This window comes from Nostoc sp., from assembly GCF_036917615.1.
In the GTDB taxonomy this organism is placed as follows: domain Bacteria; phylum Cyanobacteriota; class Cyanobacteriia; order Cyanobacteriales; family Nostocaceae; genus Nostoc.
In genome coordinates this window covers 161,513-185,694 of the sequence record NZ_JBALCZ010000084.1, presented here as the reverse complement: position 1 = coordinate 185,694, position 24,182 = coordinate 161,513, and the positions used below count along the sequence as shown (strand labels likewise).

Genomic DNA, 24,182 nt, shown 5'->3' with positions numbered 1-24,182 from the left:
AATTATAAGATTGCCTGTTTTACTTTTAATTCTGAGATATCCTGCAATAATTTATATGCTGCTAGCTGTACTCCTTGTGATGGGTCTTTTAAAGCTTGAATTACTAAATCCCATCCTTCTTGTCTATGGTTAATCAGTTGCGAAAGTGCTGAAAGGCGGTAATTTTCATCATTGCTAGCGAAACGCTGTTTTGCACCTTCCAATCCTCCTAAAACTACACCATCGACTGGTGGAGGATTTTGTCCGCCAAGTACAACATCATATTCTCTTGGTTGATTGGGATTTTCTGACATTGTGTTTTACTTTTGACACTAGTTTATCTTGGTCAATCTCCATGCTGTCAATTGGCGATCGCTGTTTGGGGACAAGTGAGCGATCGCATCTATTTTTTACTTTATGGTACTCCCCAAATGTTGATATTTCCATCATTGATTGCTACCACTTGTAATAAACTGTCCATCAGGACTAATGGCTATACAGTTAAGACATCCCGAATATCCTTTTGAAACAAATTTAGCAATAAATCTAAGCCTATCTATCTATAATTAATTAATTCTACAAAAGCTGCAACTTTGACTTTTACATCATTACTATTTAAACGAAGCTTGGCTCATTCTAGTCCACCTAAAACTAAACCATCAACAGGTGGAGGCACTTGTCCACCAAGTACAGCATCATATTCTCTCGGTTGATTCTCAGCCATTGTCCTTTTACCACTTCACTGTTATCATTCTTATTAATACAGGACTATAACGCCAAGGGAAGATTATTTGAGTTTAGCGATCGCACCCCTATCCACTAATATCTTTCCCGTTAGTAAATCCTTAACTATGACTACTAATACCCGTTGTTTGTTCACTTCAAATTGTGCTTGTATCTGGTCTATTCCCGTTTGTCCAGGTGGTTCAATATGCGCGACACATACTTGTTGATGATGAGTTTCCAAAGAACGATAGGTATCTTGCTTGATTAACTGGCTGCTTGTCATCCTCCCTTGAGCATCGTAAGAAACTTCTGCTTGAGAAACTTCTGCTACTTCCCCAATATCAAGGCGAATTTCTCGCTGTCCTTCTGTTGCGACTTGCAGAGTTAAAGCTTCAGAACGCGCCCCTGGATACTTTGCCCCTTTTTCGATCAAAGTTAAATATGAATAACTTTTGCTGTGGGGTTCCCAAAGACGAATTGCATAACTGTGGCGCAGGTAATCATCAGCTGTCGCCATTTCACTTAAAGCTAATGCGCCATGTGCGACAGCTTCAAAGGGTTTGTCTAACTTTAGCTTTTGTCGTCCAAAATAGGAAATTACCAGTTGTTGTACGGCGGGAATTTGACAAGTCCCACCTACTAATAAAACCTGTTGAATAGCTGTTTTGCTGATACCTTTAAAAAGAGCGATCGCTAATACTTCATCTATCGCCTGTCTTAGCTGTTCTAATAATTGTTGATTTTCTACAATTTCGCCTAATTCGTCCCGATGCAATTGCAATTCATGGGACATAAAATTTTCATCATCAAACCAAGCTTCTTTGGCTTCATCTGCGATCGAAACGTATTTCGTCTGTCAGTTCAAGACGCTGCCGCGGCAATTCCTCATGCAATCGTAAACCTTCCTGATGCAGTGCTGCTTTTTCCAAAACAAGTTAGTGTAACTTTTGCTCTAGCTCTAAGTATTTTTGATGAGTTGTTTGTAGTTCATCCTCTAGCAACTCAATTTGCGTAGACGCGTTGGCGCAGCCCAAGGTAGAGAAGCGGCTTGTCGTTAGACATCGCGCCAGCGCTAACTTGTCAGTTTCCAAGTCTGGTTTGTGGGCGATCGCAGCGCTAATTGCTGGAATAATCACCAATAGAGTGCAAATCCCTATTGCCATTGTTAAAAGGCTTAAAAGAGAAAGCATTCCTATTTGCATCTCTCTTAGATTTGTTTGAGAGACTGGTTTTGTACTACTGTCTCGCCCTCACCACTTTCGTAATACTCAGGCAATAATTCTTGATTTTCTACTGTTCCTAAAGCCTTTTCAATTCCCGATGTTGTACTTGTGCAACTCGAACCAGAAGTATTAATCACTGTTTCAGTAATTTTCCCATCTTTACCAATGCGATACTCAATTTTTTGATACTCAGCCATAAATAGAGTCTTTTGATTTTTAAGGGTTTTAATCATGTTGTACCAAATTCTAGCCAACGGCAATTAACACTGGCACTAGTACACATCAGCCCAGATGGTCAAACATCTCTTCAACGGACTGGGAAACACTGTTATTAAGGTTTGGGATTGGCAAAGTAGGAGGGAAATCAGCACTTTAGGCGAACCCAGGATCAGTGCGATGGGTGTTCACGGCCTAGCTGTTAGCCGGGATGGGCAAATTCTTTTTAGCGGTAACTGGGGTTTGTTGAAAGCATGGGATTGGCAAATGGGTAAAGAACTCTACAATTTGCGTGCCCATTCGATCCAGATTTATTGTCTTGCAATTAGCTTGAACAGACTCTGGTTAGTTGCAGCTGGGACAAAACTATTAAAGTCTGAGGACTGGCTTAAAGATAACATAACTAGCTGATTGGGCTAGACTGAAGAAAGTTATGAGGACGCAAATATGACTGACAAAAATCGTTCTCAATGGGACTTAGGCAGGTTTATCGAAACCCTGACTTACTTTGAGGTAATTCCTTTCCTTAACTGGGTACAGCAGTTAATCCAAGGTCGTCCTAAGGATAATCAAGATAAACCCAATGGAGGAAGAAACGTGGGTGTAATATTAGTAGCAGGTGCAACAGGTGGTGTAGGTAAACGAGTGGTGCAGCGATCGCTCCAACGAGGTTATAAAGTTCGCGCACTAGTTCGAGACATTGACAAAGCGCGGTCAATTCTTGGTAATGATATAGACTTTGTAGTTGCGGATATCACTCAACCAGAAACTTTAACTCCTTTAGTTATGGCTGAGATCCAAGCTGTAGTTTGTTGCACAGCAGTGCGCGTCCAACCAGTTGAGGGAGACACAGCAGATAGAGCCAAATACTATCAAGGTGTGAAATTTTACCAGCCAGAAATTGTAGGCGATACCCCAGAAAATGTAGAATATCAAGGTGTCAAAAACTTAGTCCAAGCGGCCGCAAAATATCTACCCCAAGCCAACGAAAAACCGATATTTGATTTCACAAAGCCATCAGCAGAATTAAAGGATAATTGGGGAGCGTTGGATGATGTCGTCATGGGTGGCGTGAGTGCCAGTAATATCCAATTAGTAGAAAATACAGCTTTGTTTGCTGGTAATGTCTCCACCGATAACTCTGGCGGATTTGCTTCTGTCAGAACTAAGAATTTTGATCCCCCCTTTAACTTATCTGGTTACGAAGGTGTCAAATTGCGCGTCAAAGGTGACGGTCAGCGTTATAAAATATTTCTACGGACAGATACAAAATGGGATGGCATTGGCTATAGCTATTCTTTCGATACCATAGCTAATACCTGGATAGATGTTCATATTCCCTTTGCAGATTTGATTCCCGTCTTTCGGGCAAAAACTGTCAAAGATGCGCCGCAACTTGAGCAAAATAGAATTTGTTCATTCCAACTGATGTTGAGCAAATTTGAACATGATGGTGCTTTAAATCCCAAATTTTCTCCAGGTGGTTTTGCTTTGCAGTTGGAATCAATTAAAGCTTATGGCGGGACAACTTTACCACAATTTATTCTTGTCAGTTCAGCAGGTGTGACTCGTCCCGGACGCCCCGGCATTAATTTAGATGAAGAACCGCCAGCAGTGAAATTAAATGACCAATTGGGAGGAATTTTAACTTGGAAGTTGAAGGGAGAAGATAGTTTAAGAGAAAGTGGAATTCCTTATATGATTATTAGACCTTGTGCCTTAACTGAGGAATCAGGGGGTAAGGAATTAATATTCGAGCAAGGCGATAATATTAAGGGCAAAATCAGCCGTGAGGATGTGGCAGAACTTTGTGTGCAAGCGCTAAAACTAGCGAAAGCTTGTAATGTCACGTTTGAGGTAAAACAGGGAGACAATACTCTTAACTCTATCGATTGGCAGAAGCTATTTTCTAACTTAGAACAGGATAAATAAGTGAAGTGAATACAGACTTATACTTTGTAGGCATATCAACACATCTTGTCTAAATAGATTGTTGTAATTTAGCTATTGACATGAAAAAAATCCAAGTGCTAATACTTGCTGGGATTTTAGCAACAATTATCTGGGGCGGGTTATTTCCCAAAACTGCTTCATCGCAGCAAGTGGAGTCCCGCATCAACAACCTGGAAGCAGACTTTAATCGTGTCGAGTCGCGGTTAAACCAGATAGAGTCTCAACTGGGTCAAAGTCGCCAGTTTCCATCCCGAAGAACAACACTTACCCCACGACAGTCAACTGGTTCCAGAGGGAACTTATCACAGCAAGATCGGATGTTTGATCGGCTGGCAACTTTGGTGGTTGAATTGAAGCAACAAGTCAATAAATTAGAGGCGCGAGTTTCTAAATTAGAAACTTCACAACTCAGATAGGATTGCTATATCTTATGTAAAAGGCAAAATTTCAGTCCACTTGAGTGGACTTTAGCTATCAGCCCAGAACTTAAGTTCTGGGCGGGATATCGGTCAGCGCGACACTTTGACTGTTACAAAAATTTGGGTAACGACAAGCCATAAAGGGAGCGGTAGAAGCAGTTTTATTAATTAGATAGTCTAAGCTGGCTTCAACTTCCCCAGGAAGTTAAGCATGGCTGAAACCACAGCATCCGGCGACTCAATTAAGAAGCCATGACCCCCACCATTGAGGGCTAGAAGTTCAGCGTTGGGAATGCCTTGAGCAAGTTGCTGGGAAAACTTTAGCGGGGTAAGAATGTCTTGTTTACCAACTAAAACTAGGGTAGGACAATGAATTTGTTGCAGGCGGTCTGTTGTGTCAAAGTCAAGCATGGCTTGGCTGTGATGATAAAGTGAATGAGTCGCAGGCGGGAACGGATATCTGATCGCAAATTCAATCAGACCTTCGATCATCCCAGGAATCGAGTAGAACGTATCTGTAAATATCCAGGGTAATACGACTTTTTCATAAAGTTTCAGGTCTACATTACCGCAGAGTTCGCCCCAAGTCTTAATGATGCTGTTGAATAATCCATCACCTTTTGCCAAGGATGAAAGTAGCATCAGACTTTGTACTTTTTCAGGATGTGCTAACACTAATTCTTGCGCTATCTGACCACCCATTGAATGACCTGCTAGATGCACCTTATCGATCGCAATATGATCGAGCAATGCTGCAACATCACTAGCCATCTGTTTGATACTATAGTAGCTCTCAGGAGCAGAACTTCGCCCCATACCTCGGTTGTCCAAGCGAATGACTTGATACTGCGAAACCAGCGATGGCATGATCAGCGACCAATAGGCATGATCACAAAGGAAGCCAGCTATTAATAGCAAAGGCTCACCGGTTCCCTTAATGTCGTAGAACAAATCAATCCCGTTAATCTGAACCTTGGGCATAGTCAATAATTCTGCTAAACCTTATTTTTAAGCAGGGATAAACAAGGCTGCACTCCTACCTCTTAAATCTCTCGTCCACCGGAATTTGATAGCCGTTGGCCAGGCGATTGGTCATGTTGGCAGTGGCTGCGATCGCCATTAGTTCCGCGAACATGGTATCATTCATCCCCTTGGCACGCGCCGCTGCTGTGTGCGAGGCAATGCAATACTCACAGCCATTCGTCGCACTCACGGCGATATAAATCAGCTCGCGCATCAGTGGATCAATCTCACCAGGGCTGGTCATCACTTCCTTCACCGCTTGCCAAGTTCGTTGCAAGGTAGAGGGATGGTTGGCTATAGCTTTCCAAAAGTTATTGATATAGTCGTTCTGGCGTGTGGCACGGATGTCGTCATATACTGCCCGTACTTCGTCGCTGGCTTCTTCGTATTCAATTAGCTTAGTCATGAGTTGACAATCACTCCGCTAAATAGTAATCCTATGGGATTTATCCTCATAATTTTGGACTTATTTTTAGATACCAAAATGTAGGATACTACGTTTTTACCTGCGAACATTAGCGGTGATGAAATTCGACCTCTTTTTCTAGAATCTTAATATCATAGTTGCCAAAGAAATCGTGGCCCAGTAAGCCGATGCTTGCTTTTGGTGCGATCGCTACCTGAAGATTACTAGCTGTAATTCCACCTACTGCAATAGATTTTACCTTACTGGTTGGGAATTCTACTTCGCTACCATCGGCAATTTGTGCTTGCATTGTACCTGTAGCCTGGAGTTCAAGTGTACTCGCCATACTTAGAGTGATAATGGTTTCACTCGCACCTGTATCTACAATCATTTCAAAGGTTTTTTTGTCATTGAAGGTGACATCAATCACAGGAGTTCCACCAAAGCGGCGTTTCACTGGGACTCGAAAAACTCTGTTATCTGAAGGTGCGGCTATATTGCCACAAAGGCTTCCCAATCCAACAGTTTTTCCAGAGGAGGTTACCATGTAACATACTCCTGGATCGTCAGCTGTTACCCGATGAGAGAATGCTAAAAATACTAGCGTCGGCATTAGTACCGCAGCTACGCCCGTCGTAGACATCGTAGCTAGGTTAACGGTCGTAATCCAACGCCTCCAAGCATTCTTCATGTTATATTTCTTTCCAATTTTGCTGAGAGTTTTTAATAACTAAATTATTCATCATAGCTGTAAGAATTAATGCTGAAATTCCAGAGAATTAAAATAAAATTACAATATTTTTAACCTAGATTACAATAAACATTCAAACATATTGCGCTCTTTTGTTGATAACTTTTATCTCTAGATGGTGTTTAAACTATACACAGTAATTTTGTATTTTCAAATTAGTTAGTTATTTTTTTTAACTTATGTGTCTCTAGAAAATAAAATTGCATCTTACTCGATACATATTACCTATAATTACTGATTGATAAATTAAAGATTAGGTAAAGAGATGATAAAACTACTTAGAGCATATAAAATATGGCATACTAAGAAGTTAGCTCAGAGAAATTTGTTAGCTTACTCAAGGTTTGCTGCTGCATGAACAGCAGTTGCGATCGCATTTTTAACAGCAATATCTCTTTGTTCTAAGATGATATTTTCACCAACAGTACGCCCAGCAACTAGACTGCAAATAGGTGCTGATGTAAAATTATACATTCCTGCCATTTTGAATAGGAGACTTCCAGTTAAAAAAACATCCCATCCCTGCGGGAGGCTCCGCGAACGTAGGGGCGCAAGACCAAGATCCCCTACAAATGTACAAATAATTTTGGATAATTTATTTTTTGTCAGTTCCTAAAGCTACAGATGCTCTCCTGTAAACCCAGAATAAATCTCACTTTGTTAATTACGAATTTGTATAAGATATGCTTGCCTTTGCTGTCCTTTTTGATTTAGACGGGACTTTGACAGATCCTAAACTTGGTATCACTCGATGCATTCAGTATGCTCTATCTGAACTCGGTTACATACCACCGGATGCTGATGAATTGCATTGGTGTATTGGCCCACCGCTGCAAGACAGCTTTTCGCAGTTACTGAAAACTTTAGATAACACAGTAATTGAACAGGGAATCTCACTGTATCGTCGTCGCTTTGCCACAATTGGATTATTTGAAAACTCTCTTTATCCCCAGATTCCAGAAATCCTAAAAGCCATTCGTTTTGCTGGTTATAAAACTTTTGTTGCGACTTCTAAACCATACATTTATGCTACACTCATTATTGAATATTTTGGCTTATCATTGCTTTTTGATGGCGTTTATGGTAGTGAGCTTGACGGAAGTCGGAGCGTCAAAGGCGACTTAATTCAACATATTTTACTAACAGAAAAACTTTTACCATCCACTGTGGTCATGGTAGGCGATCGCTCACATGACATCATTGCAGCCAAGCACCATCACATTGCTTCAATTGGCGTGACTTATGGCTATGGAACTGAGGAAGAATTGAAAGCTCATGGTGCTGACTTGATTGCCCATTCTCCAAATGATATTCCCAAATTAATAATTCGTAAATAATGCCGCCATCTTTAACACTTTTCCATAGTTTACTTCTATTTAGTACCGCTTTCATCGCAGGCGGATTAAACGCTGTCGCGGGTGGTGGAAGCTTTATCACATTTCCAACTCTCATCTTTACGGGTGTACCGCCGATCGCAGCTAACGCCACGAATAATACTGCGATTTGGGTGGCTGCTCTAGCAAGTGCTGGAGCATATCGTCAAGATTTAAACATCGAGCGGCGAGATTTTTTACTTTTATGTGGTGTCAGTTTAGTTGGTGGTGTAATTGGCTCTGTAGCTTTGTTATATACATCGCCAGATGTGTTTAAAAAGCTGATTCCCTATCTGTTGCTGCTAGCAACCTTGGTGTTTACCTTTGGTGAACCTTTCAAAAAGTGGTTACAGCGTCAAAGCCAGAAGTCATCACCTGAGTCTGTACCCTTGTTTAATTTGGTACTGGCTCAACTAGCGATCGCAATTTATGGCGGTTTCTTCGGCGCAGGTTTAGGGATTTTAATGCTGGCAACTCTGACATTTTTAGGTATCAAAAGTATTCACACAATAAATGCTTTTAAGACATTTTTAGGAAGTTGTATTAATGGTATTGCGATCGTTCCTTTTATTTTTGCAGGTGTGATTGCTTGGCATCAAGCTGTTTTGATGGCAGTAGGTGGCTCTCTTGGTGGTTATTTAAGCGCCCATTATGCTCGTCAACTTGAACCGCACTTAATTCGGAGATTTGTTATGATTGTTGCCTTTAGCATGACTGCCTACTTTTTTATTCACGGTTAAGGACTGGGAACTACTGAGGGGTGATGTGCAGCAAATTTCCATCTTCCGTGACATGGTTCGTCTTAATCTACGTGTAGACAGGTCTTAAAGGAATCCGAAGTGATTAAGAGTGCTGAGTTAAAAGAGTGCATAATCAGGCATACAGCCAAAAATTGGTAACAACAATGACTACAGTAAATGACCCTGCCGTTGTAACTGAAGTAACTGATTTGTACCTCAAGTATGAAGAAGCCCTTTGTAATAACAATTTTGAGGTGATGGATAGCTTGTTTTGGGATGCGCCAGAAGTGGTACGGTTTGGGATCACAGAAAACCTCTATGGCGTCGATGAAATTCGCAACTTTCGCGCTTCTCGTCCAAACCCGAAAATAGAGCGAGAAATCTCAAATCTCAAGGTTGTAACCTTTGGGAAAGATGCAGCAACAGTGACTTTAGAATTTCGCCGCAATATTAATGGTGTAGAGCGTTTTGGGCGACAATGCCAAACTTGGTATAGGTTTACCGAAGGATGGAAAGTGGTTTCAGCCCATGTTTCATTATTGCCAGTGTGAATTTCAAAACTATGACTAGCATTACCGAAATTGCCCCAGATAAGTAGTCGGACAAAAATATTTACAGTCATTGTGTAATTAATTCTGTCTGACTACTTATCTATCGCATCTCAACCTATGATCCACATATTAGTTCATTATTCTTTGCTCTAAAAAAACTTGGTAAATTGCAATTTTCTTAGTCATGTGGCTATAGTTACCTTTGTCAATAACCATCACGAAATGATAAAAGATATATGACTGCAACAATTTAATTCGATCGCGTTTCTGATATGTACGATGCCACACGGATACTACCCCCAGGTATTTCCGAGCAAATCACAGATTTTATCTGTAGTACGCAACTGGGCTTAATACAATTTGGCGTAGAAGCGTAGCGTTTTTAATGCAGGGTAACGCATTAACATTCCAAAGGAATGTATCAGCATTGCAAGCCAATGCATTGTTAATGCAAGGTATTGCCAAATTTTCTTTCTTTCTTTGTGTCTTTCTCTACGAGACGCTACGCGTAGCTTGCTTCTCCGTAGGAGTATGCGCCCTTCTCTACGAGACGCTGCGCGTAGCTTGCTTCTCCGTAGGAGTATGCGGTTCGTTTATTATATAGTTTGGCGCATCTTCATACAGAATTGGTATCAGTATCTAACAAATAAATCAACGCCTCCACTAAAGCCTGATTTTGTTCATCATTGCCAACAGTAATACGTAATTTATCATCTAGTCCAGGTTGCTTGAAGTAGCGGATTAAAATTCCCCGTTCCTTCAGTTTTTGATAGAGATATTCTGCGTTTCCTTCTCTTGGTTGTGCCAATAAAAAGTTAGTTTGGGAATCCCAAAGATGAAAACCTAATTGTTTTAAGTCTGTTGCTAGTTGATTCCTTGATGCTTTAATTTTTGCGACACAAGCATTTTTATAAGCTTGATCGCTAATAGCAGCCGTGCCAATTGCACAAGCGATCGCATCAATGTTATAGCTATCCTTCACCTTAAACAACCCATGCAACAACTTGGGATTGGCGACTCCAAACCCCAACCGCAATCCTGCCAATGAGTACCCTTTAGAAAGTGTGCGAATTACGATGACGTTTTCGTATTCCTTTACCAAAGCCAATGCATTCTCTTCGGTAAAATCTACATATGCTTCGTCAATCACTAAAACTCCAGATAACTGGCTGGCTAATTTTCGCAGATCATTTGTTGCTACCACATGCCCTGATGGACTATTAGGCGACGCAATGAATGTCACAGAACCATCGGCAGCAACCAGTTCTTCCAAAGGTAAACTGTAGTCCTCGCTGTAGGGAATCTCAATAATTTCCGCAGCTTGCATTTCTGTTAATGTGCGATATAGCACGTAAGTTGGCATCGGATAAACCACCTTCTTCCCAGGTTCTACACAAGCTCGAATTACTACACTCAACAATTCGTCACTACCATTTCCCACAATGATCCAATCACTAGGAACTCCTAAAACTTTACTTGCAGCTTGCCGGAACTCCCCGCCGAAAGGTTCTGGATAGCCCCGCAACCACTCGCCATCGATATTTTGTAGCACAGCTAGTGCCGCAGGGGAAGGAGGATAGGGGTTCTCGTTACTGTTGAGTTTAATTATCTGTGTACCGCGTTGCGGCTGCTCACCGGGAATGTAGCTAGCCATTGCATTAACATTGGAGCGAAAGTAGTTAGTCATAGGGCATTGGGTGCGTATCTTAAGCAAATTTCAACCTACAATTTCTGACGATATCGTTTTTTGTCGTTTACATCAAAAAATACGGCTTTATAAATTACAAATTACGAATTAGGAATTATCAAAAAATGCCAGATAAATGGAATCCAGAACTATACGAACGATTTGAATCCGAAAGAAGTCGTCCGTTCTACGACTTGGTAAACATGGTACATCGGCAAGAAAACTTACGAGTTCTCGATTTAGGATGTGGAACCGGAAAGTTAACGAAGTATCTGCACGACACCCTAGCAGCACAGGAGACTTTAGGGATAGATGCTTCTGAGAAAATGCTGCAAAAGGCTCGTCAGTTTGAAGGTAACGGACTACGGTTTGAGCAAGGAAAAATTGAGGAAAACCCAGGAGATGGGGAGTTTGATGTGATATTTTCTAATGCAGCATTGCAGTGGTTGACGAAACATGAGGCGTTATTTGAGAAATTGCGGGGCAAATTACAACCTGGTGGACAGCTTGCTGTGCAAATACCAAGGATGGATAATGAGCCAGTGCATAAGATAGCAGTTGAGACTGCAAAGGAATTTAGTCAAGAATTGGGAGGATATGTGCGGCGTTTAGAGGTACTTTCTCCAGAAACATACGCCAAACTACTTTATAAATTGGGGTTTGTGAAGCAGGAAGTAAAGCTTCAGATTTATGGACATGTGCTGCCTTCACGAGAAGCCGTAGTAGAGTGGTATCGTGGGACATTGCTAACGGCATATGAATCGCAGCTAGATGCCCAAACCTATGAACGATTTGTAGAACGTTATCAGCAGAAACTGTTCGAGTTGCTAGAAGATGAGCGTCCGTTCTTTTTCCCCTATAAACGCATCTTAATGTGGGGGCGTATTTGAAGGTTTATTTCTCCCTCAAAAATGTTTAAGTCCCGTTAGAGAATAGGAGCAGGGGAAGCAGGGAGTTAAGAATTTTCGATTTTAGACTTTGGCTACGCTCAGTCGAACGATTTTGGATTAAAGAATTGAAATTTAATCTAAAAGACGCTCGCGGACTCGCTAACGCTGCGCTATCATCAATCCAAAATCCAAAATTGAATTGCCCAATACAACTCTTAGAGAGGCTGCGCCAACAGTTACGCTCAGGACAAGCTCAGTACAAGTGCCCAATGACAAATCATTACCGATATATTATTTTTTACAAACCCTATGGGGTTCTTAGCCAGTTTACAAAAGATGCTCCCACACATAGCACCTTGAAAGATTATATTGATGTACCTGATGTGTATCCTGTGGGACGCTTAGACTGGGATAGTGAAGGGTTGCTGCTGTTAACGAACGATGGGCAATTGCAACATCGTCTCGCCCATCCGCGTTTTGGTCATAAACGTACTTACTGGGTACAGGTAGAGCGAATTCCAGATGCAGATGCAATAAAAAGGTTGCAAACAAGTGTGGAAATTCAAGATTACCGCACTCAACCAGCAGAAGTTAGGCTGTTACCAAAAGAGCCAGAGCTACCTGAACGCACCCCGCCGATTAGATTTCGCAAAAATGTACCGACAGCTTGGCTGGAAATAACCTTGACAGAGGGAAAAAACCGCCAAGTACGGCGCATGACTGCGGCTGTAGGGTTTCCAACTTTGCGACTGGTTAGGGTCAGCATAGCCCACCTAGTATTAGATGACCTACAATTGGGTCAATGGCGCGACCTCACCATATCTGAACTCCAATTTCTGGATAATTTCAGTAAATCGAAAACTTTTCCTCCAAAGGCGAATGCTTTCTAACAGGAATTTGACTTTCTGTTGTGTAGTGCCAGACTTCCAGTTTGAGGGGCATTTTGCACATTGGGTATGCAATGTCTAAGGGCGGGCTACGCCTACGCATTCTGGCTATATCAACCAAAACTTTGAACAATATACATATCATTACCCGTATCGCCTACTAAAAGCAAGCTACTGTCATCACTTTCTAAATTTTGACTACCAGCAATATCCTTTTACAGAACTTTAATTATTCTTTGGGGAGTGAAAGATTCCAATTCTACAAACTTTCCAGATTCTAACCATGCTAATTCTTCAGCAGATAAACTTTGACGAAGTTCTTTAGGCAATTGTTTAGCTGCTTGCGCGGACTCTGGAGAGGATTGAATGAACATTCCACGTTTAGTAGCGATAATTTGACGTGGCGTTAATCCGATATCAATAATCACAGCATTGCTGTTAAGAAACCAATTAGCGTTGGTTCTCAAATTATCAACTAAACCAATTCCTCGTGGATTGCAATCATGCACTGCATAAACTTTCAAATCAGGATTGCGGCGCAGCATTTGCATTGTCGTGTCAAAAATGCTTTGGGGATATCCAGTAATGCTGAGAATTGCACAGTTATTTTCAAAGTGAAAATTATTAGCAATTAATAGTTGAGCAAGGGCAGCACTATCACAAACGACTAATCTATCAAAACTGTAAGCAGTCACATCAGGATTAACCGTGGCTGGTGTATTTTCCTGGTTTGGAGAAGGAAGAATTTTAAGAATTGAACCATTTATTTGCTGCCATCGGTCTAGCCAATCTTTAACCTGAGATTGTGAAAATAACAATTCCTGTGTTACTAAGCTGATTCTACCTAACTGTCTAGTTCCTAAGTATATGTCTAGCATTCCTATAATGACGACGATGAAAAATATAGGAAATGAATTCACAGTGAGACTGAGTAAAATTCCTCCAACAAGAATGATTCCTTCTAAAAATTGTAAAGCCTTAGCATTTTTTTGGCGAACTTTGTTGTTGATCTTCTTAGATATGCTCTGAGTTAAAAATACTAAAGAAAGAAAAAAACTCATCGACAATGGCAATAAAAAAAAGCTTCTAATTGCTGAAATTAAATTAAATATTGTAAATGGAATCAACAAGATAATTACTGAAAATGACTTATTTCTGAGGCGATTATCTAACAAGTACAAAAGTTGCTTGGGTGTAAAAAATAAGGTGTTATTTGCAGAAATGTCAGCGATCGCCTTTGCAAAAAAAGGGTCAGTAATCTTAACGTTACTCATACTAGTCGGTTCAAAGGCAAAGGGATGATTGCATTTTATACACCGACCTTGATTAGCTGTCCGGTCTTTTAGTTTATTGTCAGTTCCGCAGTTAATACACTTCATAATGGTTATTTGATGTTAGTGATTAATTGTTAGTTATCACTGTATGCTTACCAATTTACAAGGATTGACACAGAGCAAACTTAGATGATGCTTACCTCTTTTTGCTATCAGGCAAAAAACTGAGTCAATAAAACTCTATGTGGTTTTTGTGGAAGGAATTTTTACTGTCCTGTCAGCCTGGGCGGGGGTTAAAGATTTTGCCTAACAATCAAGCACACGCTTGTATTGGAGTGTTTCGACAAAAGTTAGACCTACCTTGATTTTTGACAAAGGTATTAAGATGTTTTACATCTTAATACCTAAAAAACTAGGCAATCAGACTGAAATTGCTACTATTCAGAGTAATATCAGGATTCCCTAAACTAGCAAACTCAAACACTGTTCCTGTACCCAGAACATTGCTATCCTGGTTATAGAATAGGCTGCCACTACTTTGACTAAAGACAATATGTGCTTTATTAGCGTTGACGAATTTATCATCAGTGACAACTGCAAAGTCAGTTAAAGCCTGTCCCGCAGTATTAGTAACAGCATTGAAGGTGCTTTTACTCACCACAATCTGGTCTTGTCCCGCTTCAAACTCGGTGATGTAATCAACACCTAAGTTTGTGCTAAAAACTCCACTACTTTGGAACAGATATTTATCCTTCCCGGCTCCACCTGTGAGAATATCATCGCCCAGTCCTCCCCAAAGTAAGTCATCACCAGTTCCACCAGTGAGAATATCATTACCATTACCTCCCTGGAGGGTATCATTTCCTCCTAACCCTTGCAGTTGGTCATTTCCGTCACCACCAATCAGAGTGTTATTCAATGTATTACCAGTGAGACGCTGATTGTTTGTGCTGGTAATGTTAGCTAACTGTAGGGAATAGTTGGAGTTGACGTTGCTGGAGTCTTGTGAAATTCCAACATAGTAATTCCCTGCTGCTCCCAAGGTTGTAGTAATTTGACCGTTACCACCATTACTAGCATAAGTAGAGTAAAGTTTTTCTCCACTTTCAATCAATCCATCATTGTTGCTATCGTAATAGATAGCTGCATCAACATAGTTTTGAGTCACTCCACTCAAAAGCAAACTAATATTACTTGTACTGGTCAGGGAAAATTTATAGTAATCAACTGTGTCTACATTCCCGACAAATTCTTTGAAACTCTTAGTACCAGTCAGATTACCAATATTATAAGCAGTGCTGAGTGTGCTACCAGGATCTGAGGCAATGGAAGGAGGTGCAGATGTGGCTGATAACTGTAGTGAATAGTTGGAGTTGACGTTGCTGGAGTCTTGTGAAATTCCAACATAGTAATTCCCTGCTGCTCCCAAGGTTGCAGTAAATGGCTGCATCAACATAGTTTTGAGTCACTCCACTCAAAAGCAAATTAATATTACTTGTACTGGTCAGGGAAAATTTATAGTAATCAACTGGGTCTACATTCCCGATAGCATCATTGTAGTTAAAAGATGTGAGAACACCAATATTTTGAGCAGTACTTAATGTACTTCCGGGCATATTTTTCCTTTTGTGAAATTTGGACAAGTATTCTTAGAGATTGAATATCAGAATTCGGTTTGATTTTTGAAAAAGACTACGACAAAATACGGGGAGCAACTTCATTCGTCGAACCCATCAAAACTAGAGAGCGATCAGCTGATATTTAACTGATACTGCTACTACACTGCTAATATAGTAATCTTACTGATCAACTATATTAGTATACAGAGAATCGAGCTACAAAAGTTAATTGAAGTAATTATTTAGTACCTCATAATTTTAGGTAATTGACTAAAATTACTAGCTTATCACCATGATCGCACAGTTGCAGCGATGGTACGGTTATATTGTCTACTTTGTCTACAGTCCAGTGATATTAAATTTTGCTTTGCTAATGCCAATTAGCAGAAGCGAGTTGACCAAAAAAAGGGGCTTTTATTTCTGAAGACTACTCCTCAAAAACTATAAAAATCATGTCTGTTAATGTCCAAAGACGCACTTGAAACCTTTGTATTATTATCAAGCACCTGATTTATTAGCAGAACATTATAGTCTTCCCGTTGGCGAATCAGGCGATGTGTGAGATTTTCTAGCAAGACTTCCGCAGGTTTGGGGCGGTGTAAAAAGTGAGACGACATAGCATAACCATAAGCACCCACATCTAAAATCGCAACGATATCACCAATTTCTAGGGCTGGAAGTTGGCAATTTTTCCCCAGATAATCTCGTGAATAGGTAGTATTACCACAAATATCAGTTGTGAATCGGGAGTGATGAATTGAGGATTTGTCTGCTTTCCAAGTGACAATTTCTCGGTAGCCGCCGTGTACTGAGGGTACTGAAAGATTAGCAACGGTGGTATCAACTCCGACAATCTGTTTTTCTGCTTGCCATTTCACAGAAACAACTTCAGCAAGCAACGTGGCACATCCGGCGATCGCAGCTCGTCCTGGTTCAATCACTAAATCAATTTCCCGTCCTAAACGAGTAATTCTCTGGGTTAACTCAGCCCCAAACATTTCCCAATCAAAGGCTGCTTTGTTGTGATGATAAGGGTAGCCAAAGCCACCACCAAAATCTAAATATTCCCAATCTGGTAACTGTTGTGCTGTGGCGATTAGCGTATCAATCACCTGGGTGAAAGCGGCTGTGGCATTATTTCCCGTCCCTCGATAGAAGTGTAAACCACTTAGCTTTAGTCCAACCTCACCAGTTAAAGCGATCGCATTACAAAATTCCTCTGGACGCACACCAATTCGGCTATCTCCCGTAATTTCCGGCAAATTGAGGCGTAAACCCAGCCGAATAGATTTCTCTGTGCATTTGGCTGTCTGTGCGTGATCCAAAAAAACTTCGCAGCACAACTGCAATTGAGCCAAACTATCGAGATTAAGAGTTGTAACTCCCCAATTCAAGACTTGTAGCATCTCAGCCCGATTCAAATTACTGCCGCTATAAACAATCTGACTGGGGTTAAAACCAGCTTGCAATCCCAGGTAAATATCTCCTGGGGTATTGGCGTGAAGTCCCCACCCAAATGAGCGAAAAATTTTTAACAGCGCAATATTGCCATTGGTAACACTGGCAAAACAAAATTGCGTGCGCGGATAGCTGACTGCTTTGGTAATTCGCTCAATAGTTTCGCGTAAGCGATTGCCCTGATAAACATAAAGCGGAGAACCGTAGATAGTTAGTAACTCCTGGGCAAGTTCCCTGGAGAATAGAGTAGATGAGAGAGATGGGGGGATTAATTGCTCACTCCCAACTCTTAACTCCTCACTCCTAACTCCTAACTCCTCACTTTTATCTAACCTTGCCATCGTTTATAACTCCTCCATAGCCAACGAAGTAACCAAAACGGATGATCCCAGGACTGTTTGCTTAGTTCTTCATTTAAAACATGCGATCGCCAAAGTTGCCACATAATAAGTAACCAGAGTGTTTCACCAATTCGACGGCCTTGAATAGCTGCTCCTAGTTTGCCTTCAACAATTTGTGCCCCGATGTGAGGATAAAAGTGATTGTTGGCGCGGAGTATATCTGGATTCAGCCAGATGCCCAGCTGATGCCAAAAATCATTTAAACACCAAGAAGTTAAAGGAACTCCCATACCACGCTTTTGTCGCCAGACAATTTCCGCCGGGAGCCAATTTTCTACAGCCCGCTTGAGGATATATTTTTCACAGGCTCCTTGCAAACAGAGTTCTCCAGATAGGCGGAATGTCCACTCAGCTAAAGGTAAGTCACAAAAAGGCGATCGCACCCATAATCCATGAGCAAATCCCAATGCAGTCGCACGGGGATGGATATTCTGTGCCCCTTTGAGCATCAAACTGGCACGGCGGAGGCGATGCAGCAAAGATGGACACTCGTCTTTATCAAGAGCCGTTAACAGCCAATCTTCAGGATGCAAATTTTGGATCTCTGCATATACCTCTGGCTGATAAACTTGAGATTCATATCCCCCAAGACGGTGAAAGGTGCGGAGATATTGCTGGATAAAAGTTTCCTGTCCGGCAGGATTTTCTGCCTGATAAACACCTGCGGCAATTAAAGGTTTGTTCGTCCAACCGGCAAACAATTGATCTCCCCCTTCGCCATTAAAAATTACTTGAGTTTCCTGACTCGCCCTCTGAGATAAGAGATACAACGGAACACACACCCCATCTCCAAAGGGCAAATCTAATCCTCGTACAGTAGGAATTAGGGCATTCTTGATCGAATTTGGGGTTACTGCAACTTTAATCAGCGGAATTTTCAGAAACTGGGCAACTTGTTCAGCATAGGGATATTCTGGAATGCCTGCGTTACCAAAATCTAAAGTGTAGGCGCGGACTTTTACCCCTGCTTGCACGAGCAGCGCCGCCACCACTGAAGAATCAAGTCCGCCAGAGAGAAACACCCCAACAGGCTCATCCTTTAAATCGGCAATCTGTCGTCCAATCGAGTCTTTAAGGAGAGTTTGCAATTCGCTAATTGCTGTAGTTTCATCTGTTAATTGTTCTGAAGCTTCTCGCCACGAGTGGATGTTCTTAGATTCAGGCGTTTGCAGCTTACCTAATTGGTAATTACTCTGCCAAACTAGTTCAGTTCCCGCCGCAACTGCAAACACTTCCTTAACAGGGGTTAAAGGTGTGGGAACGTAGGAAAAACAGCTATAGCCGTATAACCCAGGTATGCTAACTTCTGACTGTTGCAAAATCGGTAAGAGTAGTTGCAGTTGAGATGCAAACCAGACCACCTGTCCTTGCACAGTCCAATACAAAGGAACCTTACCGAAAGGTTCTCTTCCCAAAATCAGGCAGTTGTTTTCCTGTAGACTTACCCAAGCATCGGGTGAACTGAATAGTCCTGATGCTGAGATGGCAGCAATTTGATTATTAGGACTTACGCAGAAGAGATCCCCCAACCCCATTAAAAAGGGGGCTTTCAAGGTTTCCTCTTTTTTAAGCGGGGTTAGGGGGGAGTGCGCTTCGCGCACGCTACGCGAACGAGGTTTCAGGTGTTCAGCGTCTAAGTCCTGATTTTGTTGCGGTGGGAAATTTCCATCAAGTCCTATATAAACAATATTCCAGACGGGATGCAGATAATTTTCCTGTGGAGAGAACTGACTTTTCAGACCTAACCCCCTAATCCCCTCCTCTGCAAGGGTTGGGGAAAAATTCAAAGCCTCTGTCTTCTTAGGAGAGAGGTTTGGAGAGAGGTTTTCCAGAACACTAGTTAACAGCGCTTCCAACTCCTGTTGAGCGCCGTAACCCCAATAGCCAAGAAAGTGATGCGGGATGTTGCCCATCTGGACTATTTAACTTCAAAGGTTTCATCGCTAATCTGCCGACCTTCCAAGAACATCTGCACCTTCCAATTACCAGCAGTTACAGCCGGATTAATAGTGTAGCGACACTGGGTATCCCAGACAGACGTATTAATCTCGCGGGTTTGATAGTTGTTTTGCTTGACAATTTGACCGCTTGGGTCAATCCAATTACAGGAGAGAGCCAGCTTTTTACCCAAGGGTGTATCCTTCAAGGTGACACGATACAACACTTCTGGATTGGTTTGACGGGAAATTGTCTTCAAGTCACCGCTACTATTTTGTACCAAGGTGATGCGGTCTTGTTGAGCAGAAACACCAGAGAGTGCAGAATTCTGCTGCTGCATAAAAAATATTGTAGATGCGTAGGCGAAGCCCGTCGCAGACATCGCAACCACTACAACTGCCACAACTCCCGAAGTAATCCATCGATTCCGGCGTTGTTGCACCTCTAGTGCTTGGCGGCGATTTAACTGAATCAGCGCTTCATCTAGTAACTCTGGCGGTAAATTCAACTCCTGTAAAATTTCTCTAATTTGCTGTTGGTCTAGTTCCGCTTCCCGACGCACTTGCAGACCTTCTACTTCCGTGACTATTTGTGATAATTGCTCTTGAGTCAGTCGCTGCGTCATAGCTTAACTCCTGTTAAAAAACTTGATGGCGATTCTTGATTACGTGCAATCAGAAGAACTTTATATTAGACATCTCACTTTTGTAGGTACATCATAAGCTACAAAATAAAGTTGTTGCTTTTCGGATTCTTTCTGAGATACTTTTGTAAACACTTTCTCTCGTTCCCATGCAGAGCATAAAAACGAGGAAAAATCCAAAAGCTTTATTTATTTTGACCCAATCTAAAATCTAAAATCTAAAATCCAAAATTGGTATGACTCAAGAACAACAAACCGCAATTGAAGGTATCTATGAAGTTTGTATCGGCATCCCAGAGCCAATTTCTGCAATTCAGTATTGGGAGCAATTTGGCTATCGCATTGGTCAAGTGGGTGAATTAACCGCAGATGTAGCCAATCAATTATATGGGGTGAATTCATCTTTACGCTCAATCCGCCTCTACCACCAAAATGCAGATCATGGGTTGATTCGGCTGATGGTTTGGCAAAACCCCACCCATGAAGGTTTGGGAACAGCGTCGATGAAAATTAAGGGAAACCGTTGGGCGGCAAGCTTAACAGCGGATGTGTTAAGTATCTTAAATCATATAGAGGATGCAAAAGCCGCAGGTTTGCCCATTAGGCACACTAACCCTTATTGGGAAGTCATCTACAACAAAGAGAGGAAAAGCCGTCCTTTTATTGAGCCAGCAGTTGGTGTACGAGAAATGCTGCTACTGCAACCCTTAGCTCGCCAGCTTCTATTTCAACGGTTTGGCTATACACTACCGGATTACGGACAAGTTAACCACAATGTTGCTCTCAAGGCTAGTCAGTTTACCCATATGGGGATCATCGTTCAGGATGACAGCAAAGAAACCCTGAAGTTTTATGAAGAAGTTTTGGGTTTGCTGCGTGTGCGTGATGGTGTCGAAACTAGCTATGAATCTTCGCCAGCCGGTCGAGAGATTTTTGACCTTAATCCTGGTGAAAAGTTTATTCTCACTACCTTTGATGATCCCCGTTCTTCTAAGTCTGACTTGATGGCTGTACGCAGTGGTAGGCTTTACATCATTCGATTCCCAGAAAATATTAATTTAGAATCGCGCTTTGAGGCAGCCCAACCAGGTAGCTTGGGTATGTCTTTATATACCTATCGGGTTAAGGGAATACAGGAGTATTGCGATCGCATCAAAGCAAGTAGTGCACAAAAAGTTACAGACATCATTAGTAATGAGTTTGGCGAGAGTAGTTTCTCCTTTGTTGCGCCAGATGGCTATTTCTGGACTTTGCTAGAAGGTAATTAACTAGTGCAAGAAGCGAGGAAGGGCAGAGGAGTAGAGGGGAAAGAGGTAATTATTCATTCTCCCTCTTGCCAATGCCCTATGCCCCATTAGCTCGTAGTCAAGGCTGAAGCCTTCAAAATAGGGCTGGAGCCGTTGACTACAAACCTTAGTTTTAAACAATAATTGATTAAAATTTACACACATATTTTAATATATTATTAATCGCATTTATTCATATTTTAAAGATTCAATAAAGAATATCTAAAGATTTGATAAATAAGTTTACTTAACTTTTTACTCATGATAATAAATAATTACAGATAGATTCAAAAAATAGAGGAAAATACGGTGTCCTTATAACAAGTCCCTAAATTTATTTATGGGGATTGTAATGCGTGAATTTTGAATTCGGAGCATACCCGTTCTCTTAAAGCTTGCTATGTAAAGCGTCTCGTAGAGAAGCAACGTGACCTAATTACTTGCCCTTTGGTTAATTATTTAAGGGATTTTTAACAAAGAAATTATCTAATTTTATAGAGTAGGCGTCTCACTTGCCCGTAACCAAAGGCGGGTTTTTCGGGTCAGATCACGATAAGTAGTTGGATATTTTTTCTTTAGAAGTTTCTAACCAAATAATTAGTGTTTCCTAATTTCAGATTGCACAAATGGCAAGTAATTTACATTTAACTGATGAATAGTTTTTTGACTGAGACTGAACTTACGTATTAATGAGAAATTCAGGAGAGATAATATGGCATTTATTTTTGGCACTACAGGTCCTGACAACAAAAATGGGACTTCGGGAAATGACACAATAGTTGGTTGGGCTAATGGTGGTAATGCCAATAGTCCGTCCGGTAACGATACCTTGAATGGTCTTGCTGGTAACGATTTACTTGCTGGTGGGACGGCAAACGACAGTTTAATCGGTGCAGCTGGAAATGACACACTTGATGGCGGCACAGGTATCGACATCTTGAATGGAGGAGCAGGCGACGACACTTACATTATTGACACCGCTAGTGACACTATTAGGGAAGCTACTAATTCAGGCACGGATAGCGTCCGGTCTACTGTGACCTACACACTGGGCGCCAATCTGGAAAACTTGAGGCTGCTCGGAACTAACGCCATCAACGGGACAGGTAACAGTCTTAACAACTTGCTTTTTGGTAATGGTGTTAACAACACTCTGAATGGAAGAGCAGGCAATGACACAATAGACGGTAATTTGGGCGATGATATCCTCAATGGTGAGGACGGCAACGATAGCCTACAAGGCGGGCCTGGTACTGACATACTTAATGGGGGGCTTGGAAACGATATCCTCATCGGTGTTTATCCTGGTAGCTTAGTCCCACCTGGATTAGGGGAGAATGATACCTTGACTGGGGGGGCTGGGGCAGATACATTTGTCCTGGGAGACGCTTTAAATATTTTCTACGACGATAACAGCAGTACGAGTCCTGGTTTTGGGGACTTTGCTACTATTACTGACTTCGACTCTAGCCAAGATCAAATTCAACTCAAAGGAACTCCACAGGACTACCGCCTGCAAGTTATTGGAAACAACACACGAATATTCTCACAGAAACCGGGAGAGACAGATGAGATCATAGGTGTTGTGCAAGGGAAAAACAATCTCAAACTTAGTAGTGATGACTTCCTTTACTATGAGCGGGAAAATGCTGGAGAAGGTACAAACAACTCACAGGGGAGCGCTGAAGGGTTAGGTACCTTATCATCAGGCTCAAAGGTTAATATTTCAGGCGAGTTAGCAGCAGTTCAACCGAGTAACAATCCCGATTTTGACTTTTTTAGATTTTATTTACCAAATTCCGGAACCATCACTATCAACGCAGTGACACCGGGAAATGTAATTCTCGGACTGTTTAACGATAATGGGAATTTACTGACCAGTCAAAATTCCTCATCAATCACCGGTTCCCTGAGTGCAGGTGGGTACTCCGTTTCAGTGAGTAAATATCCTTTCGCGCCTCAAAGTAATGGAAGTTTCTTTGGTAGCGACTCAACCCCTGATTTTTCTTATACATTAGGAGTCAGTTTTAAATAATAAGAACCTTGTCAACTTGAAGGAGTACTGACATTAAAAGGCAGATTGAAGGAGACTTTTTCTGCTGACTAGGGGGACACGTCACTGTGTCCCCTGTTACCCGACAAGAGACTTTTTACAAAGCATATCAATTCATAGTAACAATTGCCACTGTGACTTTTAGTGCATTTGATTTATCTATGAGTAGTACAACAGAGGAAGCAGGAGGAGAATAACTAATGCTCAATGCCCCATGACTAATAACTATTGAGCAATCCAATTTTTATCTTTAAACACTAAACAGGTAAATTGAGAAAGCAATATGCCTTTTTGCTTGCTGAATCTACCGAAATCAGAAAGCAATCGAGCATTTTGAGTAAGCAATATACCTTTTTGCTTGCTGAATCTACCGAAATCAGAAAGCAATCGAGCATTTTGAGTAAGCAATATACCTTTTTACTTGCTGAATCTACCGAAATCAGAAAGCAATCAAGCATTTTGAGAAAGCAATATGTCTTTTTGCTTGCTGAATACACCAAAATGAGTGCGTTATCTACTGAAATTGTCTTTATTAATTAAGGTTACTTGGCGTAATCACCAATTTGTTTGAGAAATTTAAACATTAGTAAACTAATTAGGACTAGCCCTTTCAAGGTGACTCATAAAATCTCTGCTTTCCTCTCTGCGTTCTCTGTGCCTCTGCGGTTTAAAAGTAATTTATTGAA

General features: G+C 41.4%; 25 protein-coding genes. 11 read left to right on the top strand and 14 right to left on the bottom strand.

Going from position 1 to position 24,182, the window contains the following annotated elements; all coding sequences use genetic code 11:
• Window positions 1-2 precede the first annotated feature (2 nt).
• A complete protein-coding gene (locus tag V7K85_RS31060; protein WP_334819712.1) occupies window positions 3-293 on the bottom strand; it encodes a hypothetical protein in 291 nt (96 codons plus the stop codon).
• Between the two features lie 12 nt (window positions 294-305).
• Between V7K85_RS31060 and V7K85_RS31055 the strand changes: the two genes are divergently transcribed.
• Window positions 306-506, top strand: a complete 201-nt coding sequence (locus tag V7K85_RS31055; protein ID WP_334819710.1) for a hypothetical protein — start codon at window positions 306-308, stop codon at window positions 504-506.
• 260 nt (window positions 507-766) lie between these two features.
• Here the strand turns inward: V7K85_RS31055 and V7K85_RS31050 are convergent, their stop codons facing one another.
• The 3 genes from V7K85_RS31050 to V7K85_RS31040 form a co-directional block, all read right to left on the bottom strand.
• Window positions 767-1,498 carry an Hsp70 family protein gene (locus V7K85_RS31050; RefSeq protein WP_334819708.1) on the bottom strand — a complete coding sequence of 244 codons (732 nt, stop codon included), beginning with the start codon at window positions 1,496-1,498 and terminating at the stop codon, window positions 767-769.
• A 142-nt stretch (window positions 1,499-1,640) separates the two neighbouring features.
• Window positions 1,641-1,868, bottom strand: a complete 228-nt coding sequence (locus V7K85_RS31045) for a hypothetical protein (RefSeq protein WP_334819706.1) — start codon at window positions 1,866-1,868, stop codon at window positions 1,641-1,643.
• 44 nt (window positions 1,869-1,912) lie between these two features.
• On the bottom strand, window positions 1,913-2,161 hold the full coding sequence (locus V7K85_RS31040; RefSeq protein WP_334819704.1) for a DUF2997 domain-containing protein: 249 nt from the start codon (window positions 2,159-2,161) through the stop codon (window positions 1,913-1,915).
• A 163-nt stretch (window positions 2,162-2,324) separates the two neighbouring features.
• Here V7K85_RS31040 and V7K85_RS31035 point away from each other — a divergent pair, with 163 nt between their 5' ends.
• The 3 genes from V7K85_RS31035 to V7K85_RS31025 all read left to right on the top strand — a co-directional run bounded on the left by V7K85_RS31035 (window position 2,325) and on the right by V7K85_RS31025 (window position 4,513).
• The gene (locus V7K85_RS31035) at window positions 2,325-2,555 is read left to right on the top strand and encodes a hypothetical protein (RefSeq protein ID WP_334819702.1); all 231 of its coding nucleotides are present in this window, start codon (window positions 2,325-2,327) and stop codon (window positions 2,553-2,555) included.
• Window positions 2,556-2,591: 36 nt separating this feature from the next.
• The gene (locus V7K85_RS31030) at window positions 2,592-4,076 is read left to right on the top strand and encodes a CIA30 family protein (protein ID WP_334819700.1); all 1,485 of its coding nucleotides are present in this window, start codon (window positions 2,592-2,594) and stop codon (window positions 4,074-4,076) included.
• Between the two features lie 80 nt (window positions 4,077-4,156).
• Complete coding sequence (locus tag V7K85_RS31025) at window positions 4,157-4,513, top strand: hypothetical protein (protein ID WP_334819698.1); 357 nt, start codon at window positions 4,157-4,159, stop codon at window positions 4,511-4,513.
• A 180-nt stretch (window positions 4,514-4,693) separates the two neighbouring features.
• On the opposite strand, the gene V7K85_RS31020 is transcribed toward V7K85_RS31025, so the two are convergent.
• From V7K85_RS31020 to V7K85_RS31005, 4 genes are all read right to left on the bottom strand, one after another.
• The gene (locus tag V7K85_RS31020; protein WP_334819697.1) at window positions 4,694-5,497 is read right to left on the bottom strand and encodes an alpha/beta fold hydrolase; all 804 of its coding nucleotides are present in this window, start codon (window positions 5,495-5,497) and stop codon (window positions 4,694-4,696) included.
• 55 nt (window positions 5,498-5,552) lie between these two features.
• Window positions 5,553-5,945 (bottom strand): carboxymuconolactone decarboxylase family protein, encoded by a 393-nt coding sequence (locus V7K85_RS31015; protein WP_334819695.1) that lies wholly within the window; start codon window positions 5,943-5,945, stop codon window positions 5,553-5,555.
• A gap of 109 nt (window positions 5,946-6,054) precedes the next feature.
• Window positions 6,055-6,636, bottom strand: a complete 582-nt coding sequence (locus V7K85_RS31010; RefSeq protein WP_334819694.1) for a retropepsin-like aspartic protease family protein — start codon at window positions 6,634-6,636, stop codon at window positions 6,055-6,057.
• A gap of 393 nt (window positions 6,637-7,029) precedes the next feature.
• Window positions 7,030-7,170, bottom strand: coding sequence for a hypothetical protein (locus tag V7K85_RS31005; RefSeq protein WP_334819693.1), 141 nt, complete (start codon window positions 7,168-7,170; stop codon window positions 7,030-7,032).
• 209 nt (window positions 7,171-7,379) lie between these two features.
• Between V7K85_RS31005 and V7K85_RS31000 the strand changes: the two genes are divergently transcribed.
• From V7K85_RS31000 to hpxZ, 3 genes are all read left to right on the top strand, one after another.
• The gene (locus V7K85_RS31000; protein ID WP_334819691.1) at window positions 7,380-8,033 is read left to right on the top strand and encodes an HAD hydrolase-like protein; all 654 of its coding nucleotides are present in this window, start codon (window positions 7,380-7,382) and stop codon (window positions 8,031-8,033) included.
• Entirely contained in the window at window positions 8,033-8,809 is a 777-nt protein-coding gene (locus tag V7K85_RS30995) for a sulfite exporter TauE/SafE family protein (protein ID WP_334819689.1), read from the top strand. Before V7K85_RS31000 ends, V7K85_RS30995 begins: the two co-directional genes overlap by 1 nt.
• A gap of 164 nt (window positions 8,810-8,973) precedes the next feature.
• Window positions 8,974-9,360, top strand: a complete 387-nt coding sequence (gene hpxZ / locus V7K85_RS30990) for an oxalurate catabolism protein HpxZ (RefSeq protein WP_334819687.1) — start codon at window positions 8,974-8,976, stop codon at window positions 9,358-9,360.
• A gap of 616 nt (window positions 9,361-9,976) precedes the next feature.
• On the opposite strand, the gene hisC is transcribed toward hpxZ, so the two are convergent.
• Window positions 9,977-11,047 (bottom strand): histidinol-phosphate transaminase, encoded by a 1,071-nt coding sequence (gene hisC, locus V7K85_RS30985; RefSeq protein ID WP_334819685.1) that lies wholly within the window; start codon window positions 11,045-11,047, stop codon window positions 9,977-9,979.
• A 125-nt stretch (window positions 11,048-11,172) separates the two neighbouring features.
• Between hisC and V7K85_RS30980 the strand changes: the two genes are divergently transcribed.
• Together V7K85_RS30980 and V7K85_RS30975 are read left to right on the top strand one after the other, a co-directional pair.
• Window positions 11,173-11,937 (top strand): methyltransferase domain-containing protein, encoded by a 765-nt coding sequence (locus V7K85_RS30980; protein ID WP_334819683.1) that lies wholly within the window; start codon window positions 11,173-11,175, stop codon window positions 11,935-11,937.
• A gap of 269 nt (window positions 11,938-12,206) precedes the next feature.
• Window positions 12,207-12,827 (top strand): rRNA large subunit pseudouridine synthase E, encoded by a 621-nt coding sequence (locus V7K85_RS30975; RefSeq protein ID WP_334819681.1) that lies wholly within the window; start codon window positions 12,207-12,209, stop codon window positions 12,825-12,827.
• A 212-nt stretch (window positions 12,828-13,039) separates the two neighbouring features.
• Here V7K85_RS30975 and V7K85_RS30970 read toward each other — a convergent pair whose 3' ends face one another.
• The 5 genes from V7K85_RS30970 to V7K85_RS30950 all read right to left on the bottom strand — a co-directional run bounded on the left by V7K85_RS30970 (window position 13,040) and on the right by V7K85_RS30950 (window position 20,139).
• Window positions 13,040-14,203 carry a hypothetical protein gene (locus V7K85_RS30970; RefSeq protein WP_334819679.1) on the bottom strand — a complete coding sequence of 388 codons (1,164 nt, stop codon included), beginning with the start codon at window positions 14,201-14,203 and terminating at the stop codon, window positions 13,040-13,042.
• Window positions 14,204-14,510: 307 nt separating this feature from the next.
• Window positions 14,511-15,554, bottom strand: coding sequence for a calcium-binding protein (locus V7K85_RS30965; RefSeq protein ID WP_334819677.1), 1,044 nt, complete (start codon window positions 15,552-15,554; stop codon window positions 14,511-14,513).
• A gap of 597 nt (window positions 15,555-16,151) precedes the next feature.
• A complete protein-coding gene (locus tag V7K85_RS30960; protein WP_334819675.1) occupies window positions 16,152-17,516 on the bottom strand; it encodes a diaminopimelate decarboxylase family protein in 1,365 nt (454 codons plus the stop codon).
• A complete protein-coding gene (locus V7K85_RS30955) occupies window positions 17,504-19,489 on the bottom strand; it encodes an asparagine synthetase B family protein (protein ID WP_334819673.1) in 1,986 nt (661 codons plus the stop codon). The genes V7K85_RS30960 and V7K85_RS30955 overlap by 13 nt, the downstream gene beginning before the upstream one ends.
• Window positions 19,490-19,494: 5 nt before the next feature.
• Entirely contained in the window at window positions 19,495-20,139 is a 645-nt protein-coding gene (locus V7K85_RS30950; protein WP_334819671.1) for a DUF3859 domain-containing protein, read from the bottom strand.
• A 254-nt stretch (window positions 20,140-20,393) separates the two neighbouring features.
• Between V7K85_RS30950 and V7K85_RS30945 the strand changes: the two genes are divergently transcribed.
• A complete protein-coding gene (locus tag V7K85_RS30945; protein WP_334819669.1) occupies window positions 20,394-21,425 on the top strand; it encodes a VOC family protein in 1,032 nt (343 codons plus the stop codon).
• Between the two features lie 730 nt (window positions 21,426-22,155).
• A complete protein-coding gene (locus V7K85_RS30940) occupies window positions 22,156-23,478 on the top strand; it encodes a calcium-binding protein (RefSeq protein WP_334819666.1) in 1,323 nt (440 codons plus the stop codon).
• Window positions 23,479-24,182 lie beyond the last annotated feature (704 nt).

Excerpts from the sequence above, each read along its gene's own strand:
- V7K85_RS31060 (WP_334819712.1), bottom strand. The coding sequence starts at position 293 with ATGTCAGAAAATCCCAATCAACCAAGAGAATATGATGTTGTACTTGGC.
- V7K85_RS31050 (WP_334819708.1), bottom strand. The coding sequence starts at position 1,498 with ATGTCCCATGAATTGCAATTGCATCGGGACGAATTAGGCGAAATTGTA.
- V7K85_RS31045 (WP_334819706.1), bottom strand. The coding sequence starts at position 1,868 with ATGGCAATAGGGATTTGCACTCTATTGGTGATTATTCCAGCAATTAGC.
- V7K85_RS31040 (WP_334819704.1), bottom strand. The coding sequence starts at position 2,161 with ATGATTAAAACCCTTAAAAATCAAAAGACTCTATTTATGGCTGAGTAT.
- V7K85_RS31035 (WP_334819702.1), top strand. The coding sequence starts at position 2,325 with ATGGGTGTTCACGGCCTAGCTGTTAGCCGGGATGGGCAAATTCTTTTT.
- V7K85_RS31030 (WP_334819700.1), top strand. The coding sequence starts at position 2,592 with ATGACTGACAAAAATCGTTCTCAATGGGACTTAGGCAGGTTTATCGAA.
- V7K85_RS31025 (WP_334819698.1), top strand. The coding sequence starts at position 4,157 with ATGAAAAAAATCCAAGTGCTAATACTTGCTGGGATTTTAGCAACAATT.
- V7K85_RS31020 (WP_334819697.1), bottom strand. The coding sequence starts at position 5,497 with ATGCCCAAGGTTCAGATTAACGGGATTGATTTGTTCTACGACATTAAG.
- V7K85_RS31015 (WP_334819695.1), bottom strand. The coding sequence starts at position 5,945 with ATGACTAAGCTAATTGAATACGAAGAAGCCAGCGACGAAGTACGGGCA.
- V7K85_RS31010 (WP_334819694.1), bottom strand. The coding sequence starts at position 6,636 with ATGAAGAATGCTTGGAGGCGTTGGATTACGACCGTTAACCTAGCTACG.
- V7K85_RS31005 (WP_334819693.1), bottom strand. The coding sequence starts at position 7,170 with ATGTATAATTTTACATCAGCACCTATTTGCAGTCTAGTTGCTGGGCGT.
- V7K85_RS31000 (WP_334819691.1), top strand. The coding sequence starts at position 7,380 with ATGCTTGCCTTTGCTGTCCTTTTTGATTTAGACGGGACTTTGACAGAT.
- V7K85_RS30995 (WP_334819689.1), top strand. The coding sequence starts at position 8,033 with ATGCCGCCATCTTTAACACTTTTCCATAGTTTACTTCTATTTAGTACC.
- hpxZ (WP_334819687.1), top strand. The coding sequence starts at position 8,974 with ATGACTACAGTAAATGACCCTGCCGTTGTAACTGAAGTAACTGATTTG.
- hisC (WP_334819685.1), bottom strand. The coding sequence starts at position 11,047 with ATGACTAACTACTTTCGCTCCAATGTTAATGCAATGGCTAGCTACATT.
- V7K85_RS30980 (WP_334819683.1), top strand. The coding sequence starts at position 11,173 with ATGCCAGATAAATGGAATCCAGAACTATACGAACGATTTGAATCCGAA.
- V7K85_RS30975 (WP_334819681.1), top strand. The coding sequence starts at position 12,207 with ATGACAAATCATTACCGATATATTATTTTTTACAAACCCTATGGGGTT.
- V7K85_RS30970 (WP_334819679.1), bottom strand. The coding sequence starts at position 14,203 with ATGAAGTGTATTAACTGCGGAACTGACAATAAACTAAAAGACCGGACA.
- V7K85_RS30965 (WP_334819677.1), bottom strand. The coding sequence starts at position 15,554 with ATGTTGATGCAGCCATTTACTGCAACCTTGGGAGCAGCAGGGAATTAC.
- V7K85_RS30960 (WP_334819675.1), bottom strand. The coding sequence starts at position 17,516 with ATGGCAAGGTTAGATAAAAGTGAGGAGTTAGGAGTTAGGAGTGAGGAG.
- V7K85_RS30955 (WP_334819673.1), bottom strand. The coding sequence starts at position 19,489 with ATGGGCAACATCCCGCATCACTTTCTTGGCTATTGGGGTTACGGCGCT.
- V7K85_RS30950 (WP_334819671.1), bottom strand. The coding sequence starts at position 20,139 with ATGACGCAGCGACTGACTCAAGAGCAATTATCACAAATAGTCACGGAA.
- V7K85_RS30945 (WP_334819669.1), top strand. The coding sequence starts at position 20,394 with ATGACTCAAGAACAACAAACCGCAATTGAAGGTATCTATGAAGTTTGT.
- V7K85_RS30940 (WP_334819666.1), top strand. The coding sequence starts at position 22,156 with ATGGCATTTATTTTTGGCACTACAGGTCCTGACAACAAAAATGGGACT.